The organism is Thermosporothrix sp. COM3 (assembly GCF_059696735.1).
The window spans coordinates 6,711,286-6,731,478 of sequence record NZ_AP019376.1 but is presented as its reverse complement, the minus strand read 5'-3'; the positions used below and the strand labels follow the sequence as shown (position 1 = coordinate 6,731,478).

Annotated in this window: 15 protein-coding genes; 4 read left to right on the top strand and 11 right to left on the bottom strand. The window is 52.0% G+C overall.

From position 1 onward, the window contains the following. Window positions 1-65: 65 nt before the first annotated feature. Complete coding sequence (locus KTH_RS28795) at window positions 66-1,874, bottom strand: glycosyltransferase family 39 protein (RefSeq protein WP_497622314.1); 1,809 nt, start codon at window positions 1,872-1,874, stop codon at window positions 66-68. A gap of 137 nt (window positions 1,875-2,011) precedes the next feature. Next, complete coding sequence (locus KTH_RS28790; RefSeq protein ID WP_111320569.1) at window positions 2,012-2,995, bottom strand: GAF domain-containing protein; 984 nt, start codon at window positions 2,993-2,995, stop codon at window positions 2,012-2,014. A gap of 231 nt (window positions 2,996-3,226) precedes the next feature. Between KTH_RS28790 and KTH_RS28785 the strand changes: the two genes are divergently transcribed. Further along, on the top strand, window positions 3,227-4,039 hold the full coding sequence (locus KTH_RS28785; RefSeq protein WP_497622312.1) for a hypothetical protein: 813 nt from the start codon (window positions 3,227-3,229) through the stop codon (window positions 4,037-4,039). Window positions 4,040-4,044: 5 nt separating this feature from the next. On the opposite strand, the gene KTH_RS28780 is transcribed toward KTH_RS28785, so the two are convergent. Next, window positions 4,045-4,785, bottom strand: coding sequence for a glucosaminidase domain-containing protein (locus KTH_RS28780; RefSeq protein WP_497622310.1), 741 nt, complete (start codon window positions 4,783-4,785; stop codon window positions 4,045-4,047). Window positions 4,786-5,092: 307 nt separating this feature from the next. Between KTH_RS28780 and KTH_RS28775 the strand changes: the two genes are divergently transcribed. Beyond that, entirely contained in the window at window positions 5,093-6,286 is a 1,194-nt protein-coding gene (locus KTH_RS28775; protein ID WP_111320563.1) for an acyl-CoA dehydrogenase family protein, read from the top strand. A 1-nt stretch (window position 6,287) separates the two neighbouring features. Here KTH_RS28775 and KTH_RS28770 read toward each other — a convergent pair whose 3' ends face one another. From KTH_RS28770 to KTH_RS28735, 8 genes are all read right to left on the bottom strand, one after another. After that, window positions 6,288-6,881 (bottom strand): class F sortase, encoded by a 594-nt coding sequence (locus KTH_RS28770; protein ID WP_497622308.1) that lies wholly within the window; start codon window positions 6,879-6,881, stop codon window positions 6,288-6,290. Between the two features lie 119 nt (window positions 6,882-7,000). Continuing rightward, window positions 7,001-7,666 (bottom strand): hypothetical protein, encoded by a 666-nt coding sequence (locus tag KTH_RS28765; protein ID WP_497622306.1) that lies wholly within the window; start codon window positions 7,664-7,666, stop codon window positions 7,001-7,003. Window positions 7,667-7,733: 67 nt separating this feature from the next. Beyond that, complete coding sequence (locus KTH_RS28760; RefSeq protein ID WP_497622304.1) at window positions 7,734-8,420, bottom strand: CpsD/CapB family tyrosine-protein kinase; 687 nt, start codon at window positions 8,418-8,420, stop codon at window positions 7,734-7,736. Window positions 8,421-8,611: 191 nt separating this feature from the next. Next, the gene (locus KTH_RS28755) at window positions 8,612-9,391 is read right to left on the bottom strand and encodes a YveK family protein (RefSeq protein WP_497622302.1); all 780 of its coding nucleotides are present in this window, start codon (window positions 9,389-9,391) and stop codon (window positions 8,612-8,614) included. Window positions 9,392-9,420: 29 nt separating this feature from the next. Further along, on the bottom strand, window positions 9,421-10,554 hold the full coding sequence (locus tag KTH_RS28750; RefSeq protein WP_497622300.1) for a glycosyltransferase: 1,134 nt from the start codon (window positions 10,552-10,554) through the stop codon (window positions 9,421-9,423). Window positions 10,555-10,726: 172 nt separating this feature from the next. Continuing rightward, entirely contained in the window at window positions 10,727-12,373 is a 1,647-nt protein-coding gene (locus KTH_RS28745) for a sugar transferase (RefSeq protein WP_111320551.1), read from the bottom strand. A gap of 9 nt (window positions 12,374-12,382) precedes the next feature. Continuing rightward, the gene (locus KTH_RS28740; RefSeq protein ID WP_111320549.1) at window positions 12,383-13,564 is read right to left on the bottom strand and encodes a glycosyltransferase family 4 protein; all 1,182 of its coding nucleotides are present in this window, start codon (window positions 13,562-13,564) and stop codon (window positions 12,383-12,385) included. Between the two features lie 504 nt (window positions 13,565-14,068). Then, window positions 14,069-15,304 carry a peptidase dimerization domain-containing protein gene (locus KTH_RS28735; protein WP_211326071.1) on the bottom strand — a complete coding sequence of 412 codons (1,236 nt, stop codon included), beginning with the start codon at window positions 15,302-15,304 and terminating at the stop codon, window positions 14,069-14,071. 249 nt (window positions 15,305-15,553) lie between these two features. Between KTH_RS28735 and KTH_RS28730 the strand changes: the two genes are divergently transcribed. Further along, window positions 15,554-17,977 (top strand): Stp1/IreP family PP2C-type Ser/Thr phosphatase, encoded by a 2,424-nt coding sequence (locus KTH_RS28730; RefSeq protein WP_111320545.1) that lies wholly within the window; start codon window positions 15,554-15,556, stop codon window positions 17,975-17,977. A gap of 131 nt (window positions 17,978-18,108) precedes the next feature. Continuing rightward, window positions 18,109-19,902, top strand: coding sequence for an aspartate--tRNA ligase (gene aspS, locus KTH_RS28725; protein WP_111320543.1), 1,794 nt, complete (start codon window positions 18,109-18,111; stop codon window positions 19,900-19,902). Window positions 19,903-20,193: the final 291 nt, after the last annotated feature.

Genomic DNA, 20,193 nt, shown 5'->3' with positions numbered 1-20,193 from the left:
GGAAACATACACGGGCCGCTCTCGGTTCCCGCTTCCCGTATGGCAACCAGAGAAGCAAAAACGAGTTATGAATGCTGAAATGAAACGCCTTCTACAAGCTTCTGGTACAATTGCTCAGCAGTATAGGGGTATGGCTCGTCGCGCACAAAAATGCGCACACGCGGATGGTCGAACACAGAATAGCTTTCATCTGCATGACTATCATCAAGCGTAATTCCCAAAAGCTGAGGGCGCACCTCAAACCGGGCCGCCAGATGAAACCCGAGTTTTCCGCTAAAGAGCAAATCATAGTAGTGAATGGTCATCGGATATCGGTCAGGCAGACGCGGAATAGAGAGATCAAGCCGATCGGTGGCCATCGTCACCACCTGTACTGAGCTCAAAATAGTTGCCAGTTGCCGCGCTTTTTCTGGCGTGTCCTCTCCGTAAAGATCAAGCCCCTGCGCATAGTTGCCATCCTTTGTCTGATAGGTATATTGCACGAACTGAGACGGCGTTTGTCTCCCAAGCGCAACGGGAAGCGGATCATCCCACTGTTCATAGGTCAGCACACTACCCGGCTTGAGATGCTGATACATCCAGCGAGAGGCCTGAATACGCGTATTGGGTTGACTGTAAACACTTAGCAGAGCCAGCCCTTGAAAGACCACCCCCAGAAGCGCCACAACAACCAGCGTCCCATAGCCGATAGTCCCGGTGAGCTGAAGGCGCGAGCGCCACTTGAGCCGCGCTTTACCAAGCCAGTGGCCGATAGCGATCAGGGCAGTTGCTCCCATCAGGGCCAGGAAGGGGTATACCGGCAACATATAGCGCATAAATTTGACGTAGAAGCTGCCAGTTATCAGGCCATATACCAGCACCCAGACCAGCACGATCGTCCAGGTTCCTGTTTTGCGCTGGACCATACGCACACACAGCCAGAGCAGCGCCAGACAGGAAAGCACACCAACTGTCAGGCCCAAACCCCAGAGCACCATATTGGAAAGCTGATAGAGATAGGGGATCGTCCCGGCAAACTGACGCACATAGGGAAAATCAAGCGCTCCCCGAGCCATACTGCCCTGCTCCGATACCTGTGCGATAAAGTTCGCAGAATCGAGAAGCGCGTAGGGCTGTGCCACAATACAGGCAACCCCGGCCAGCGCAAAAATCAGCATGGCAAAGACGAGCGCCTCCGCCCAATCTCGCCTGCGATACCAGCGGAGCGCCAGCGCAACCAGAATGGGCACAGCCAGCGGTGCGGCGCTAAACTTGGTTGCCATCGCCAACCCGTAGCTCACCCCAAGCAGGATAGCCCAACCTTCCAGCCTCCGCGCCTCCACCAGGCCCACACAGGCAATAATGGTCAACAGGACCAGAAAGAGCAGCATTGTGTCTACTGTATAGAAGTGGGACAGTTGAAGCTGCAACGGCGTGAAGGCAACAAAGGCGGCTGCCAGTAATGCCACATCCCAGGCTGCCCCACGCCCTGGCACAATCTCCCGGGTCACGAGCAATGCCAGCCAGCCCGTTAAGATAACAGTCCCACTATCCAGCAACGCAGAAAGCACCCGGCCCACCAGCGCCAGATTTGAAAATGTACCCGCTCCAGGAGACAGATGATCCAGCACAAACCCAACCGAAGCCAGCACATAGAGCGGGAAAGAGCCATAGGCAAAAAAGTGCGGATTGAGCGGTGAACGCTGCACATCTAGAAACTCAGCGAAACTGGACGGCCAATGAAGCTCCATTACTCGAAAGAGAATCTGTCGCTCATCCGGGTGAAAGCCGTTGCCTTGATCCCAGTTGAGACCATAGATCCTTAAAAGAAAGGCAACAATTCCCAGAGTCACAAATACCAGTACACGCCAGTGACGCACTATTTTTGCCGTCATTTTTCTCTTGATCTTCCTCTACTGTTTCTCTTTTCGCCTGAAAAGTAATCCCTAAACAAGCAGGGAAACGTCAAAGCTTAGTATAGAGACTGCACGAAAACAGGTCAAGAGCGAACGGAATAACAAAGACTTTCTCTCTATAGGCTCTCTCTCTGCGCGCACTGCATTTCCAACAATTCCGCCTCAAGTTCCCGCCAGACAATCTGTTCAGCCTCTGTCACATTGACTTTATACTTCACCATTGCCTTTGTGACTCGGGCCCGAAAATCAACCAGATAGTCCTGTTGTATCTGTGGCAGCGGCATCCTCCCCAACTCAATCGCATCCAGTTCGTAGAATTCATCTTCTGCAAACGCGATTGACAGAAGTTCCGCATACCTCTGGACAATCCCCTGTCGAAAGCCCGCCTGAAAGAAGTCAGGCTGAGAACTGGAACAAAGCAAACAGCCCGCAACCCGAGCCGACTGCATGATGGGATAAGCAATAGCGCTCTCCTCACCCTCGACCCAGGTAGCCGGGAAGAAATGAGATGTATTCCTGTTCGGGATTGCCAGCGATCTTCCTGTATGAACCACATAGCCAGCCAGCGATTCAGATCCCAGAAAGGCTGTCCGTCGTCCAAGCCCGCGATCCCAGGGAGGAGTGCCCCGTGCCATGATCTCTCGCAGGCTCCGAACTTCCTTCTGGCCTTCAGGGGGCCGCATACATTGCATTATTGTTATCTCAATCCCCAGGCGGTGAGGATCAAGCTGTTCAACAGCATGACGAAGGATCACATCACATAATGTATTGAAATGAAGCGCTTTCGGCATATTGCAGTGAACATTAAGGATATGTTCATACACATTCGAGGGAATTTCCGCCTCCCCATGCTCCTCATCTACAACATCAGTAAAAAAACGACCGGTTGTTTTCTGCATGACATCTAAAAACTGTTTCCGATACTCAGGTATCGCATGCAGTAAATGCCGTACGTTCTGGCGACGTGGATTCGACTCACCGCTTACCCATCGCCCTAACGTTACAGTACTCACACCCAATGCATTTGCAATGCGTCTTTTCTCCTGCGGATCTTTAATAATACGCCCGAGGAGCTCACGCCAATTTTGCGCATCTTGCACAGCCACTTCTCCAACTACGAGTTGAAAACATCAATCCGGTACCTAGAGTTGTATAGTAGCATCAATATACAAAAAACGTCAACTCACGATTGATGTCTCATTATCCGCACTCAGCGATGCAAGGTTTCAACACCAGCGAAGCTTGCAAGCAGGCATTTAAGAGGCTATACTGTTCTTGTGGCAGAAACGCATATCGAGAATTGGGTGTTCTCAGTGGGAAAGGAGTGGAGTATGCATTTGCCGCGCCTTCGTTTTTCTGCATTCGTTTATGTGGCCCTGCTTCTGCAACTCATCACCACCTCATGCCAGACTGAAGAGGCCGTTACCCTCGACTCTCCTGAGGAGTTTGTGGAGGCATACACGACACTGACAACAGGAGTGAATGGACTGGCCAGTCTCTCCTGGCAACCCGCCACTCGCACTATTCATATCGCCATCTGGATTGGCGGTCTCCAGCGAAACAGCCGCTACACCATCAGCCTGTATCGTCAGCATTGTGCATCTGGTGGGAAACGGCTGTATTCTATCGGACGCCTGCTCAGTGATAGGCGGGGCAGGCTCTCGACTTCTATCGATGTGCCCGGCGGACGAAATGGCATACCGCGTGCCGGATGGTTCCTCGGGGTCTACCGCACAGGCATCAGCCAGCACCTCATCTGTAGTGAGGTCTCGGGGTCGAGCTTCAACGAGCAGCAGGATATCACAGTTCCCCTTCAGGAACAGAGGAACAGGAACGCACCTTCAGGTACTGCGTCGCTGCTCCTGCAACATAGACAACTCAGTGTGACACTCATTGTCGAACGGCTCAAACCAAACACCATCTATCAAGCCGCCCTTGAACGTGGGCACTGTTATGATAATAGAGTTCCACTCTACCCCCTGCGTGCGCTCCGAACCGACGTATACGGGAGGGCAACCGCTCAAACGATTATCCCGGCAGTGGAAGCACTACCATCGAGCGAATGGTCTATTGTGATACCTCTCTACAGTCAGAACGGCACAGCCAACCTATGCGGCACGCTCCTTTCCAACAGCAGCCCCTGAAACGATCAGCGAGCTTTCGGCGTGGGAGTGACATGTAATGCTTTCGATTCCGCACGCCATTTATCCACAGCCAGTTTGACAGTCAGGATATAAGCTGCCTCATCGTTGTTATCTTCCTTTGGGGCATAGACTGGAATAATCTGATCCACAGTGCGGAGTTGCCAGTCCTTCACATAGGTTTCCGCAATCAACTTATACCAGTCCTCAAAGCCTTCTTCCCAGGTCGCATACTTGCGATACCCCTTATATTCCGGCTCATTTGGGCGAGAACGAATATTGCCCAGGGATAGCGTTTCAACAGCCATACCCTGCGTGCCAAAATTGCTCTCATGAAAGAAAAAAGCCAGCGCATATGCGGGATCGACCCCGTACTGCACGCCATAGTCATAGAGCGCTTTCCCCTTCCCTTTCGCAGGCGAGTTATTCCGCTCCAACACCTTATTGATCATCTCGACTGAAATAGTCGGCGGCCCCATTACCTCATAGACCTTGTCTTTCGGTATCCCCTGAACAGTCTCTACATATGGCATATCCTGAACTATTGGCTCCTCCTGACGATGAAGCAGAGGAAGTCCCCAGGATACAAAGGCTATCCCGCCAATACAGGACAGCAACAAGCCAGCAACAAGCGTACCGAGTGCCAGAAACAGGCACGTTTTCCCGCTCGACTTTTTTCGCGGTGAAGGGAGAGGAGTTCCGGGAAGAAATGGATAGATCTTATCCCCGGTGAACTTTGGTGTTTGCATATTCATTCCTTGCATAACGCTCTTCTTCACATTTCAAATTCTTTTTATACGGTATCACACCTCTTACCATCTATAGCGCCACATCGCTCTGTTCTCCAGATTATACGAAAGAAAGGGAGGCAAGTTTAAGATTTCGGGAGAAATAGCCCTTCTCCCCCTATTTTTTCCTAAATACTTCTCTCCCGAAGCCAATTCCTCCCTACCACTCTCCACCAATTGGAGTATATAATAGCTGAAGGGCTACATATGCTCAACGAAGAGCATACTCTTCGATCAGGTTTATTACAAAAGGGGAATAGAGATTTCTATGACACTCATTACGTCTGAACGCCTGGCGCAAGTACCATCAGCCACCGACCTGTATAATATTGACCATATGCTTTCTGACGAGGAGCGTATGGTACGCGATACCGTGCGCAAATTTGTGCGCGAGCGCGTCCTTCCAGGCATCGATCAGCACTTTGAAGCGGGTACCTTTCCCCGTGAGTTGATCCCGGAAGTGGCCGAAATGGGGCTGCTTGGCATGCATCTTGATGGCTACGATTGCGCGGGCCTAAACGCCGTCTGTTACGGACTTGCCTGCCAGGAACTTGAGGCCGGCGATAGTGGCCTACGTTCCTTTGTTTCGGTGCAAGGCTCACTGGCAATGTTCCCCATCTATGCCTTTGGTTCTGAGGAGCAAAAGCAGCGCTGGCTTCCTCGTATGGCCCGGGGTGAAGTGATCGGCTGTTTTGGCCTGACTGAACCTGATTTCGGCAGCGAAGCCGCTGGTATGCGCACAACAGCGCGTCGAGATGGAAACCACTATATTTTAAATGGAACCAAGATGTGGATTACCAACGGCGGCATAGCTGATCTGGCAGTTGTCTGGGCCAGAACTGATGACGGCATTCGTGGGTTCCTGGTTGAACGTGGCACCCCAGGATTTACCACCAGCGACATCCACCAGAAGCTCTCACTCCGCGCCTCCGTGACCTCAGAGCTGCACTTTGAGGATTGCCGCATCCCTGTTGAAAACATGCTTCCCAATGTCAAGGGGATGCGTGGCCCACTCTCCTGTCTGAATGAAGCGCGATATGGAATCGCCTGGGGGGTTCTTGGAGCCGCCCGTACCTGTTTCGAGACAGCACTGGACTATGCAAAAACACGTATCCAGTTTAAGAAGCCTATCGCCAGTTTCCAGCTTGTCCAGCGCAAACTGGCGCTTATTGCGACCGAACTGGTCAAAGCCCAGTTATTGGCCCTTCAGCTTGGTCGCCTGAAAGATGAAGATCTGCTACACCCGGTTCAGATCTCAGTGGCGAAAAGCAACAATTGCCGCGAGGCCCTCAATATTGCCCGCGAGGCCCGCACCATTCTGGGAGCGAACGGCATCACGCTGGAATACCCGATTATCCGGCATATGAATAACCTGGAATCGGTCTTCACATACGAAGGAACCGACGATATTCACACCTTGATTATCGGGCAGGCCATCACGGGGCTTGATGCTTTCGCCTGAGCTACGCTGATGCCAGGCGGGTAAAAGCCACAAGGCGTTGATCGTAGCCATGTTCAGTCCAGGCTCCACTACAGGTAATCAGGTTCAAACGACGCTCTGTAGTGGGGCCAAACACCTGCCTCATTACCTCGGCATCAGTCGTTTCCGCCGGATAGCTTTCCAGCCGTTCTACCACAAAGCGTACAATGCTTGCATCCCCTAATTGCACTTGCAGCTCATCTCCCGGCTGTAACACTTTCAGATTCCAGAAAATTGCCGGATCGCCGCCTGTTTTATCCACATGACCGGCAATCACGGCGTTACCCTGTTGACCGGGAGAGACACCAAGCGTGTACCAGAAGACGCTGGTCCAGTAGGGAGAATTTATCGCCTGCGAGGTGGGCGCATCCATCTTGCCCGACGCAGTAGCGCCAACTCCCAGCACTGGTGCATCGATCTGTAAACGAGGGATCTGTAACCGGGCGGGTTGCCAGGGAGCAGGTTTACTACTATAGGCCTCGGGCGCAGCCTGACCACTCCCTTGCCTGACGTTATATGCCAGAATGCCCCCGACAACCAGCAACAGAAGCAGCCCGAAAAAAAGTGCCTTTTTCATAGCCTTCCCTTATGAAACATGGTACCGCTTTTTCTTGCAGTATAGCCTATATCATCCTTTTTCGACAACCTTCCGGACAAAAGAAAACCTCCCGCGATTGCCGGGAGGTTCTTATTTCGCTACTTTGTCGCGCAGGCTGGAGCGCTCTTCTTATCAGGGCCGAGCGTTCCATAATCAGAAATCTTCCAGTCCCCGGTATCCTGCTCTTGCTGCACCGTTAACACAAGCGTGTAGGGTTTCTCCATATGTTCCCGTTTGATTGTATAGCTATATTTCTGGATGTTCCCATTCTCCTCATAGACAGCAGATCCCTCTTGCTGCGAGTAGTCAATCACCTTCCCATAACAGGCATCGAGCTGTTTTGCCTGATTGGCAAACTGCTCCTGAGACTGCTGTAGAGTAATGCCTGCACCCAGATAGGTATACGCGTTCTGGTAGTCCTGTTTATCGAGAGCAACCAGAAATGAAGAGATAGTCTGAGAAGGCCCGGCACTTGCTTGAATACCTTTTACCAGATTAAATAACCCGTACCCGCCGGCCAGCGAGACAGCAGCGCACAGGACCAGAACCCCGAGTAAAATGAGCGCCCTCTTCCGTGACCTCTGGGGATTATTCTCCCGCTTTGGGCGTTCCACCTTCCGAGTCGCAGGAGGTTTAGAGACCCGAGTCATACCGGGAGGACGCTGCGGTATAGTTGGTTGCCGTCCTGACCCATTGACCGAGGCCGCCTTCCTCCCTAGAGGCGTTTCCCGAGACTCTCCCTCTCGTCCTTGTCGTCCTTGCATACAAAGCCCTCCTCATCAGTGTGCAATTGTGGTGTGTCGAATCAATTCATTGTCCCCTTCAACATTTCTACCCGTCCATCATAATAACACCTGCAATCCTTGCGTGGGCGCGAAGAAGTTGCTCTTGAGCCTGTTTTGCCTGAGCATACGAGGTCCGACCATTCTCAATAAGCAGGAACGTCTGATCGACAACAGCGCTCACAATTGATGCATTGACATTCATCAGAATCGGAGCACAGTTGAAGATAATAAGCCCCGGTTCCGCTGTTTTCCATGAGAGGTACGAGCGTAAACCAGCCACCAGAGAGGCACTATGCTTGAGCAAAAGGCGCTGCACATCCAGTTCCGTTAACTTCGTCATGCCGGCAGTGAGTAATGAGAGGCCGGAGACAAAGGTCTCATTGCACATTGTTGCCACCCTGTTTTCAATCGCTTCCTCCTCAGCCAGGAGATCGTTGAGACCATTCACGCTGTTTATCCCGAAATAAGTGTGCAATTTTGGTTCCTGCACATCTGCATCAACCAGCACTGTCGTGGTTCCATGAAGTGCCGCCGCAATCGCAAGATTCGCACAGGTATACACTCTTCCTTGAGAAGAAACGGGTGTAGCTACGAGAATAACATACTGTTTGAACTGTTCTACATCCCAACTCAAGCGAAGGTTGGTATAGAATGTATGGAAAGCGCGGCTATACGCTGAACTGCTATCAAAATCAGTAAGCAGCGCCAGTTTTTCCTTGTCAGACGTTCCCACGTACTCGCTCCTTACCATCCTGAACCATTTCTCAGTGTCATTGTACCGAATCGTCCAGGAGATATAAAGAAGCGGAGAGAGCTAGTATATCCTTCTCCGCCGTTCCACAAACTTTCTGTACTATAAAAGCCGCCACGTGCTCTGTCAACAAAAGTAAACCTCTGTCGGTTACCCTTTTCCCAAATGGGTGACTAGCGCTTCTCTTTCCCCGGTACCGGTATGCGCGGAAGCTCGGCGATCACTGGAAGCTGAAGCAGGCGCTCAACCTCTTCTTTGCTTCGTACGCGATCATCCAGATACTCCATCAAGAAGGCCAGAGCAACCCCGATGATCAAAGCGACCAGCACAAGTGCAACCAGCAAGAGTGGTTTATTGCCAGCGAAGCCCTCAACCTGCACAGGCTCAGTGGCGTCATTAACAATCTGGGCGGATGGCTGTGCATGCTTGTTCTTCGCATTAGCTGCATTATTGCCCCTGATTTCATAGTCGAGATAATCACCGATATGGTGTTGCATCACTTCTCCGACCGCACGCGCAATCGCCTGGGCTCCCGCGGGAGTGGACCAGTTCACAGTGACCGTGACAACGCTATGAAAGTTTGAGACAGTAATAGAACGCGCAATCGCGCCCACATCTGGCGGCCCTCCCACCGCTTTCTGTTGTCTGTCAGCTTCAAGTTGCTGCTTGATCTGCGAGGCAAAAACTGGTGATGTCATGACCGGACCTTTTGCCAGCTCATCAGCGAACGTTTCAGCCGCCGTGATCAGATCGCCATAGCTTGCCCCATTTTGCTGTGTCGAGGCCTGAATACCGATGCGAACCGTTATCTGGGATTGATAGGCTTTCAGCGCTCCAGGCGTCTGTATCAAGTGATAGAACTGAAAGCCAGCGTACAGGGCAGCCAGTCCAACCACCAGCAGAATAATCCAGAGCCGCCGCATAAGAATGGTTCCATATGCACGTAACTCCACGTCACTCCTCCCTTTCTGGACCTGTTCTGTTAGAGCACATCACTACTGGAGCGAGATGACTCCCCTGATTTCGCCGCCTGCATTTTTGCTTCAATGAATTGCTGCACGCGACGTTGAAAGCGAGGCGTGTCAAACTCAAGCGCATGGTTTCGGATCGCTTCTGGCTGGAATTGCCGCTCATCGAACTGTTCCAGGACTTCAACCAGACTCTCAACCGTCTGCTCACGGAAGAAGAGACCTGTCACGCCCTCAACAATTGAGGCCAGCGCCCCGCCGGCGCCATACGCGATCACCGGACGCCCCGCGGCCTGCGCCTCTAGTGGAGTAATGCCAAAATCCTCCTCACCCGGGAAGAGCAGCGCCCGACAATGCCTGAAGTAATGAATCACCTCGCTATCTGGCAAGCGCCCAAGAAAATGAATGGTGGGACCAGCCAGCCGGCGCAAACGCTCTTCATCACGTCCACCACCAATAATGATCAGGGGGAGGCGCAAGCGGTTACAGGCTTCAATCGCGAGATCGATCCGTTTATAGGGAGCCAGGCGGCTGACTACAAGAAAATACGACTCCGGTTGTGTCTGTGGATCAAAGGGAAAACGACTGGCCTCCACCGGAGGCGGAATCACCACCGACTCGCGCCGATAGTATTTCCGAATACGCTCCGCGATGGTCGGCGAGTTCGCAATAAAATGGTCAACGCGCATGGCACTGGTCTGATCCCACATTCGCAGACCTGTAATCAGGAAGGGCAGCACACCACGCGCCACCTTTCCCAACTGCTCGCGCTCGATATATTCATCATAATTCCAGCACCAGCGCATAGGCGTATGACAATAACAGATGTGCATGGTCTCCGGGCGCGTAATCACCCCCTTGCCGAACGCGCTAGAGCTGCTCAGAACAAGATCATAGCCGCGTAAATCCAGCTTCTCCATCGCGAATGGATACAGCGGCAAATAGGGCTGATGATGCTTCGTTACCCAGGGCAGCTTCTGCATAAACGAGGTACGAATATCCATCTTGCGGAAAGCAGGATCAACCCTATCGGGATCATAGATCGAGGTATAGAGCGGCGCGTCAGGAAAGATCTCATGTAACGCCAGCACCACACGCTCTGCTCCCCCCATCTGATTAAGGTAATCGTGAACCAGTGCTACTTTCATATACTATACGGCATGGCTCTCCTTTACAATTAAGAACTGCCGTGCCTCCTTTCACATATCGCTTTTTCAGACCATTTTGTTGCTACCAGATACCCTTTTTTAGTCGTCATATATGCAATAGCAAAACTTCGCCGTTCGCAGCAGGACTACCACAAACGGCGACCAGTGTTCTCTAGTAGGCTCCACGCCGCAATAAGACAGCCGGGATAGTGCTTAACAGAATCTGGAAGTAGAGCCGCATAGACCAGTTCTCGATGTAGTACAGATCCAGCAGCACTCCCTCATCAAAGCTCAGATTACTCCTGCCGCGCACCTGCCACAGACCCGTCATCCCGGGCTTGATCGCCAGCCGCCCTTTCTGCCATTCCTCATATTGAGCAACCTCACGTGGAAGCGGTGGACGCGGGCCCACCAGGCTCATTTCACCCTTCAATACATTGAATAACTGTGGCACCTCGTCCAGACTGGTCTGACGGAGTAACTTGCCAATCGGAGTGACACGCGGATCATCTTTCATTTTAAAGAGCGGTCCCTGAGCCTCGTTCCGGGCGAGCAACTGCGCCAGACGCTGATCAGCATCCTTATACATAGACCGGAATTTGTACATCTGAAAATGTTCTCCGTTCAGACCAACACGCGTCTGCTTATAGATGACCGGTCCCTCGGAGGTACACTTAATAATCAACGCCAGCGCTAGCCAGATTGGTGAACCTATCAGTAACGCCAGCGCCGCCCCGATAATATCAACCAGGCGCGTCACAATCCGCTGGAAGGTGTTGAGCGAAAGCGGTCGAATACCGATCAGCGGAATGCCCTCAATGGACTCCATGTCAATGCGTGACAGACTCATTCCATAGAGGTCAGGGATTAATTTAAAGGAGGTTCCGAGCCGTTCACACAGCTTGACCGTCTTAATCACATGTTGATGCATATCCGAGGGCAAGGCAATAATGACCTCGTCAATCTGCATCGTCCGAATCACCATTGCCATGTCATCGATCGTGCCAAGCATTTTGAAACGGCCAAAATCTCCGGTAGCATTATCGCTTAAGTCATGCAGGAAACCAACAATAGAGTAGCCAAGATTGGGATTGGCGGCAATATGCTGTAGCACCATTTTCCCAAGCCGTCCCGAGCCAACCACCAGTAACCGCGTCTCGCCCAGGCCCATACGATAGAGCAGGCTCATTCCCCCTGAGACGAGCAGACGCCCGAGACTGAGTACCAGAATTGAGACAATCCACACAAAGAGGAAGAGCAAGCGCGATGTGCCAAGCGGCTGAAAAGCGAAGTAATACGCGATCAGAAAACAGAGCCCTATCGTGGCTGAACTGGCAATAATTTTGACCTGCCGAAACCAGGTGCCTGTCAGACGCAAACTATACAGACCTCTAAACATAAAAATGAGCAGCAGGCCAACAACAATAGAGATCTCCAATAGCAAGAATGACTCAACCGGTGCCAGTCTATAGGAACCGGGGTCATTATCCAGGAGATTATTTCGAACATTTTTCAGAAGAGCACTCAGATAACTATTTTGTGAATCAAGAGCATCTCGCAGGATGTAGGCCATCTGGAAGGCCGTGTAGATGAGCCAGCCATCCAGGATCAGCATTGCAATACATTCAAAAATACGCCACTGCCTGCGATGTGTGCGGCGTCTGGTGACGACTTTTGTGATGGCTCCGGTTGTCCCACTCGGCCCTACACTCCCACCATCCGAACCGCCATACGTCGGGGGTACATTTTCAATATTCATATGTGCCATCTCTTGTGGTGTCTGTGGTGTGAGTTTACTGCTTTTCACGGTCGGTGCCATATTCTTTCTCTATTGTAAAGAAACACTATGCGAGCGTTGCACTGCTTTTTCATATACTGCAAGAGTCCGTTCTACCATTACCTGCGCCGAGAAACGCTGATATATCTGTGATGCCTGCTGGCGACATTTCGTGCGCAACTCCTGATCGGTTAATCCCTGCATAATCGCCCGGGAGAGCGCCTCAGTCTCCTGCGGGTCCACGCAGAGTGCCAGATCAGCCCCGGCCTCGGGTAAGCTGGAAACATTAGATGTTACGACCGGCGTGCCACAGGCCAGCGCCTCGGCGACAGGAATACCAAATCCTTCATATAAAGATGGAAAAACAAATACTGAGGCTGCCTGATACCAGTATACCTGTTGCTCATCCGCCACATAGCCCGGAAACAGGACATCCTCCTCCAGACCTAGTTCTCGTATTTTTGCAAATATAGCATCATACAGCCACCCTTTCCCCCCTGCCAGCACCAGTTTTTCTTTTCTGTGTTCCGTTTCACGCAAGCGTGCATATGCCTCGATCACCCGGGTGATATTCTTGCGTGGTTCCAGTGTTCCAAGATACAAAATATAGCCATCGTTCAGGCCATGTGCACGACGAAATTCCTGTATTTTCTCTTCGTTATACTCAGCAGTAAAGCGCTCATCAATGCATGGATATACCGTGTGACTCTTCTCAAGCGGAATACCGGCTAACTCATGCGCATCACGCCTTGTACTCTCTGAGACACAAATCAGTCTGGTCGCGCGACGCAGGCTCCGAAGCGTAAACGTTTGATGATAGATCCGCTTGGCCCGTGTCAGGACCTCCGGGAAACGCAGAAACGCCAGATCATGTAGTGTGACCACTCCCGCACAGGTCCGAGGCAAGCGCTCGGGTAATACATTAACGGGAGAGTGTAATACATCTATCTGTAACCGCTTCACCAGCGTGGGTAATGTCATCTGTTCCCATAGAATCCGTTGTATCGGTTTCTCTTCCGGCCACGGAGCACTCACAAAGGTTATTTGAGGATGTTGTATATTCAGACTCTTTAAATGATCAATTACCTGTTGTCCATTCACAAAGACTGTGTATGTATGTTCTCCTGGCTTCCTCGCAAGCTCAGTGAGCAGGAAACGGATATAGCGGCTCACGCCCCCATTCCGATACCCTTCCCCGAACGATAACAACTGAGCGTTGATCCCTACATGCATACTGACAGTTTCTCCTATGGCAATATAACGGCTTTATCTTCAGCGAAGTCACAACTCGTTCCATTTCTTGTCAGTATGTATCATCTTCCACATCACTATGTTCACCTGAAACACAGAGGGCACCACTCCCCCTGCACACAACATACTGAGTGCCGCCAGTCTTGTCGTCTGATAGAAAACGCTATGCGCACAGACCGCGGCTCTCTGCATACGAGCAACCTCGCTTTATATCACGGTTATCGGGCACGAATTAGCAGACCCGAGTATCTCTCCTACACTGTTCAGTATACTCTGAAGTCACCCAACTGTATAATCAATGGCCCGATTAGCCTGTTTTGTTGCGGTAAAAATCTCTCGGCGCGCGACAACCTCTTCTTGAAATGCTGGAAGCTATTCTCTCTTCTCTACCGGACTATCACAAGAAAAGAGAAGACAGGGCCCATCCAGCACGTTCACAGGCAACAGCCCGTACTCGCTTACAGGTTTCGTACCTGATTCATCGCTTTATACAAGAGACTCCATAAAATACACCAGTTGCCTCATTGCAGCCTGCATCTCTGCGCTGCTTACTTCACCCTCACCAATGCGTAACGCCGTACAGGCCAGCGGCAGCGTATGGAGAGCACAGAGCGTTGCTATCGGCTTACATTCTAACGCCAGAGGCAGCACGCAGGTTTCACGTGCATAGGCAAGGGTTGTCGCATGTCTCAAACGCTCAATCAGATGATGTGAGGGAGTCGTAAAGCAGGGCTGCACCTGGGCCAGCGGAGAAACTTCGACCTCGGCAAAGCCCTCAGTCTTAAAGTGTTGCTGAAGCGCCTCAAGGACCACCGCTGGCTTCTGTCCGGGCACAAGATGGAAGTCAAGCGTTGCCTCTGCCTGCGCGGGAATCGTCAGCGCCTGCCCATCGCCGCTGGAAATGCGATTAATGGTACAGGTTGGGGTCAACACATGCGCGTAGTTTGCTTGAAAGCCCTGGAGCCCTCCAAGCAGGCTTTCTACACCCCAATGACGCGAAAACCATACCGCGCGATCCGGCAAGCGCGCTACATCATCAACAAAGAGGTCTTCCAGCGTTTCATAGAAGCCATCAAGCTGAATATCCTCTCTTTCGTCTTTGAGCCTGTTCAGTGCCCAGAGCAGACGCCAGGCAGCATTTGGCGCAATCGCCCCATGCATACTTGGCAACGAACGCACACCTGTTTGCACGTGCAGTTCAACACAGAGCAGCCCTTTGAGGCCCGTTGCCAGCAGCGGCGCCTCGCCCGCCAGCCTGCCAATGCCAGCGGTATCGTCGGTCAGACAAATATCGGCCTTTATAAGCTGTGGCAGCTTCTCAAGCGCCTGAAGCAGATGAGTATCATCAGCGATAGTACTGCTATCAAGCAGCCATTTGACATTAACAGGAGACATGCGTCCAAGCTTTGTATAGAGAGAAAACACGCGCAGCCAGAGAAAGAGCGAGAGCAGTTGCCAGCGAGCAGGGGCAAATGCTGGAACATGGTTATAGAACAGCAGGGTACAGGGAGCGTTGGCCTGAAGCTCTGCATACACTATAGAGGATGCTTCAGGGACTAGAGGGAAGGTGAACCCACAACGTTTCAGCTCGGTCGTCAGCAGAGGGAGCCAGGAGTCCTGTGTGCATGCAGAAAAACGCGACCAAGCTTGCAGGTCGTCCTCAAAATGAGCGCTGATCTGTTGTATGAGCCTTGCAGTAAAGGAAGATACCATAAGTTCCATCCGCTCCATAAAACGTTTCTGCTAGTACCGCAAGCTCAATATCTTGCATGGGACGTAACGAAAGAGTATACTCAGGTGCAGTGAGCGGTACAGATTAGTAGGCAGAAGAGAGAAGCGCAATGTGCGCTATACCTTATAAGTTGCGTTTTTCTCTCCATCGGTGTATTATAGCCTAAAGTTCTGAGAACTGCCTAGAGGGCAAGGAATGTATACGCTTCTAAGCATCTGATTACACGGGAGAGATACACGTTGTCCAAACAACTCCGGCTTGATGTCGCGCAGCTAACAGATGTTGGCCGCAAGCGTCCCCATAACGAAGACAATATGGCCTACGTCATTCCCCGCGATCCCCAGATGATGGCGAAGAAAGGGGCACTCTTCATTGTGGCCGATGGCATGGGCGGTCATGCAGCTGGCGAAGTTGCCAGCGAAATTGCTGTCGACACAGTAAGCAAAGTGTACTATCAAGATGATAGGGATGACGTTGTTGAATCACTGATTCACGCAATTAAAAGGGCCAACACGTTAATCCATCAGCGTGCTGCTGAAAACATGCTACGCAGCGGCATGGGTACGACCTGTGTAGCCGCAGTGCTTCGCGGGAGTACCGCCTACATTGCGAATGTGGGCGATAGCCGCGCTTACATGTTCCGTAACGGGCAGGGAAAGCAGGTTTCTCAAGACCACTCCTGGGTAGAAGAGCAGGTACGAGCGGGGCTGCTGACACAGGATCAAGCGCGTTCCCATGCACAACGCAACGTCATCACCCGTTCGCTTGGTACCAGCCCCGACGTCGAGGTAGATGTTTTTACAGAACATCTTGAACCCGGTGACTCGTTTATCCTCTGTTCCGACGGCCTCTCGAACATGGTCGAGGACGAGGAAATCAGCGCCATCATCAGCCAGTTTATGCCACGCGAAGGCGTTTATCGGCTCGTTGAGCGGGCGAATGCCAATGGCGGAACCGACAATATCACGGCCATTGTCATTCGAATACAGGAAGTCGGTTGGGAACCCACAGGATCTCAGGTTGCAACGCTGAGTCCAAATGGAACACGCAATCTGGCAGACGAGAATACCGTTCCTTTTGGCCCTTATTCCGGGTCTACTCTGGTGATGCCCCATCCTAACGAGGGAACGCCTGCAACCAGTGTGAGCGCTCCCCTGCCTATGCCCGGCGCACCACCAAGCGGCCCTCTTGCATCTCCCGATCTTGCAACGATCCCACAGCCCACATTCCCTTCAGGGACACCACAAGCGCCCAAAAAGAACCGGCGCCTCCTTTTCCCTGCGCTTGCGCTCATTATTTTACTTGTTGTAACGCTTGCTGGCAGTGGTGCCTACTATCTATTTTTTATGAATCGGGCAAACCCTGATGTCGATAAGCAACTTACACAAGCCAGGAGCACGATTGACCAGACAAAGGCTCTTGTACAAAGCAATCCAGGGAAAGCGCTTCAGGATCTTGCCAACGTCCAGAAGACGCTGAAGCCGTTGCATTCGGCCTCTCTGAACGACGAGCAGCGCTCAAAACTGAGCGGTCTGGATACTGATCTGACGACCAATGTAAAAACAGCTATCCAGAACTACAATAAGAATAGCTCTATTCTCCCGCTCTGCTCGACAACACCCAATAAAGCTATTACCGGGAACCCGCAAATCACCGCGATTACCGCGGCACAGCAGGGCAACACCCGTTTCTTCTATGCACTTGGAAGTGATAAAGCCGTCTATCTCTTAAATGATAAGATGAGTCCCGCAACCAAGATTACCGCATTTGATGGCGATGTACTGGCAATCGAGGGGAACAACGGCTCACTCGCTGCGCTCTACAGCAAGGCAGGTCAGAACAATGCTCCCGCGACATATTCTATTGCGGTTGGCTTAATCACTGCGTCTGGTTCGCTTGAGCCACCTCAGATTGACGAAGATATTCTGAAAACACTACAGGTCAAGGATTTCAAGCCGACGCAACTGGCAGCAGCAGATGATACCTATTATGTGCTGCTGACATCGACAACCAATGCAAACACCAATCGGTTGCTGCGCTACGAAATGAAAAACAATACTCTGCAAGCGCCTGATAGCACAGAGTTTACGATCTCTTCCGGCGTTAAGGATATTGTAGCATTTCCCAAAAGCGACCAGATCTTCTTCTTGCTAAACAACGGCGAGATCCAGAGTGTCAACTTTACTCAGGATAAGGTATCACCGACAAGCGTCATCACACAGAAGCCTATTTACGCGCCACTGTCGCTGAGCGCAACGGAATTTACCACCTCAGCAACAGTTCCGACACCACCGGAAAGCAGCATGACCCAAACGCCGGCGACGCTCTCTATCCCTGATGCAACCGCACTGGCAACGGGAACGGTCAACAACACGCCGCATCTCTATATCGCGGATAACCATTTCCATCGTGTCCTTGACCTGACCGCAGTCAGCCAGTCCAATGGAACACCACCAACCAACGCAAATGGGGGAGCCGCAACCAATCAGGTAAAGGTGCAACTGGAGCGTCAGTTCGCTGCCGGGAACCAGCTTAGCAATGTGCTCGGAATTACCGCCGATCCCGGCGGAAAAGGCTTCCATCTTCTGGGGCAGAACGCCAGCAATAATGCGACAACGCTCTTCTCTGTCGACACCCAGAAACCGAATACATGTCCGGCCTAAGGCCCTCTCCTCCTCGCACAGCGACTATGAAAATATGATACATTTTCACTATGCGAGGAGTTTGTGAGGGCTCTTTTCTGCCTATTTTTCAGTCATTTCTATCTTCATCATGAGTTAAGGAGCATGTTAACGTGGCATTTGAGGTGCATTACCGCACAGCTACGTGTGGTGAACTAACAAGCAACAATGTTGACCGCCCGGTTACCCTTGCAGGCTGGGTCAACCGCCGCCGCGATCATGGCGGACTGATCTTTCTAGATGTGCGCGACCGCTATGGTATCACTCAGGTCGTCTGTGACCCTGAGCATTCCGCTGCTGCCCATAAAGCCGCCTCCGAAGTACGTTCAGAGTATGTCATTCAGATTCAGGGCACGGTCAAAAAACGTCTTCCCGGGACGGAAAATCCAAATCTCTCAACTGGCGCGATTGAGGTGCTGGCTGATCAAATCACAGTTCTCAATATCTCCCGCACACCGCCTTTTCCTATCAGCAACGAGGCAAGCCAGGTTGATGAGTCACTCCGCCTGAAATATCGCTATCTTGACCTGCGTCGTCCCCGCATGCGCGATAACATGATTCTGCGCCATCGCATCGTTAAAGCCATGCGCGACTATCTGGATGAGCGCGGCTTCCTGGAAATCGAGACACCTATCTTGATGAAGAGCACCCCGGAAGGGGCTCGCGACTATCTCGTCCCGAGCCGCCTCTATCCCGGCGAGTTCTACGCTCTACCGCAGTCACCGCAGCAGCTCAAGCAGTTGTTGATGGTTGCCGGACTTGATCGCTACTTCCAGGTTGCGCGCTGTTTCCGCGACGAGGACCAGCGCGCCGACCGCCAGCCCGAGTTTACACAGCTTGATCTGGAAATGTCCTTCGTCTCTGAGGACGATGTGATGCAGCTTATCGAAGGCCTGCTGATCTTCCTGGTCGAGAAAACCACCGGCAAGCGCATCAAACAGCGCCCGTTCCCGCGCCTCAGCTTTAAAGAGGTCATGGATCGCTACGGTACCGATCACCCTGATATCCGTTTTGACCTGCCGCTGGTCGAGATCTCTGATCTGGCCGGAAAAGGGACGTTCGGTGTCTTCAATAACGCGCTGGCGAAAAAAGGCATAGTGAAAGGCATCCGTGTTCCCGGGGCGGCAGGCTACAGCCGCAAAGAGGTTGATGAGCTGATGGAATTTGCCCGCACCTATGGCGCAAAAGGGCTTGTTTCACTGGCAATTCAGCCAAATGGCGACCTGAAGTCCCCCCTGACTAAGTTTATGGAGCCCGCAGACATACAGGCCATTATCGAGCGTCTTGAGGGCAAACCAGGGGATCTACTGCTCTTTGTTGCCGACAGCGAAAAAATCAGCAACGATGTGCTCTGGCGTCTGCGCGTACTGATGGCCGAACGCCTCAAGCTTATTGACCCCGAGGAACTGGCGTTCTGTTGGGTTGTCGACTTCCCACTGCTCCACTACAACGAGGAAGAGCAGCGCTACGAAGCCGAGCATAACCCCTTCTCTGGCATGGAAGAAAGCCACATTGAGCGGCTGGACAGCGACCCGCTGAACGTTCGCGCCAAACAGTACGATATCATCTGTAACGGCTATGAGATCGGTGGGGGAAGCGTGCGTATCAATGTTGCCGAACTTCAGCGCAAGGTCTTCTCGCTGATGAACATGAACAACGAGCAGATCCAGGAACAGTTCGGCCATATGCTGGAAGCGTTTGAATACGGCGCCCCCCCTCACGGCGGTATCGCTCTGGGTATCGATCGCCTGGTCATGATCTTCGCGGACGAAGACAGCATCCGCGAAGTGATCGCCTTCCCCAAGACGCAGAGCGCACAAGATCTGCTGATGGGAGCACCAGCACCAGTTGAAGAAAAGCAACTGGAAGATCTCCATCTTACAGTTCGCCCAACGGAAACAAAATAATTCGTCTCCCATGATGAGCGTAGCAGGCAGTCCAGGGAGGGCAACCTGCTACGCTCATTACATTTATATGAATAACTATTACAATTCGATGAAGCCTGTTCTGCGATCGAACCAGTCATGCTTGCGAGATAAAATGGCTTGACCAGCCATCACAAGCAAGACACATCTTTTGGGAGGGCGAAAAGGGCCTGCTCACCATCATGAAATTTTCTTCATTGCCAGGATGCTTGTTCTGCAAATCTTTTTCCTCCTCTTTTGCTAAAATACACATAGATAGACATGCATATACAA

Bases quoted from the DNA above. Each gene is read 5' to 3' on its own strand.
- KTH_RS28735 (WP_211326071.1), bottom strand. From the start codon at position 15,304: ATGGAACTTATGGTATCTTCCTTTACTGCAAGGCTCATACAACAGATC.
- KTH_RS28775 (WP_111320563.1), top strand. From the start codon at position 5,093: ATGACACTCATTACGTCTGAACGCCTGGCGCAAGTACCATCAGCCACC.
- KTH_RS28740 (WP_111320549.1), bottom strand. From the start codon at position 13,564: ATGCATGTAGGGATCAACGCTCAGTTGTTATCGTTCGGGGAAGGGTAT.
- KTH_RS28770 (WP_497622308.1), bottom strand. From the start codon at position 6,881: ATGAAAAAGGCACTTTTTTTCGGGCTGCTTCTGTTGCTGGTTGTCGGG.
- KTH_RS28750 (WP_497622300.1), bottom strand. From the start codon at position 10,554: ATGAAAGTAGCACTGGTTCACGATTACCTTAATCAGATGGGGGGAGCA.
- KTH_RS28745 (WP_111320551.1), bottom strand. From the start codon at position 12,373: ATGGCACCGACCGTGAAAAGCAGTAAACTCACACCACAGACACCACAA.
- KTH_RS28785 (WP_497622312.1), top strand. From the start codon at position 3,227: ATGCATTTGCCGCGCCTTCGTTTTTCTGCATTCGTTTATGTGGCCCTG.
- KTH_RS28780 (WP_497622310.1), bottom strand. From the start codon at position 4,785: ATGCAAACACCAAAGTTCACCGGGGATAAGATCTATCCATTTCTTCCC.
- KTH_RS28765 (WP_497622306.1), bottom strand. From the start codon at position 7,666: ATGCAAGGACGACAAGGACGAGAGGGAGAGTCTCGGGAAACGCCTCTA.
- KTH_RS28795 (WP_497622314.1), bottom strand. From the start codon at position 1,874: ATGACGGCAAAAATAGTGCGTCACTGGCGTGTACTGGTATTTGTGACT.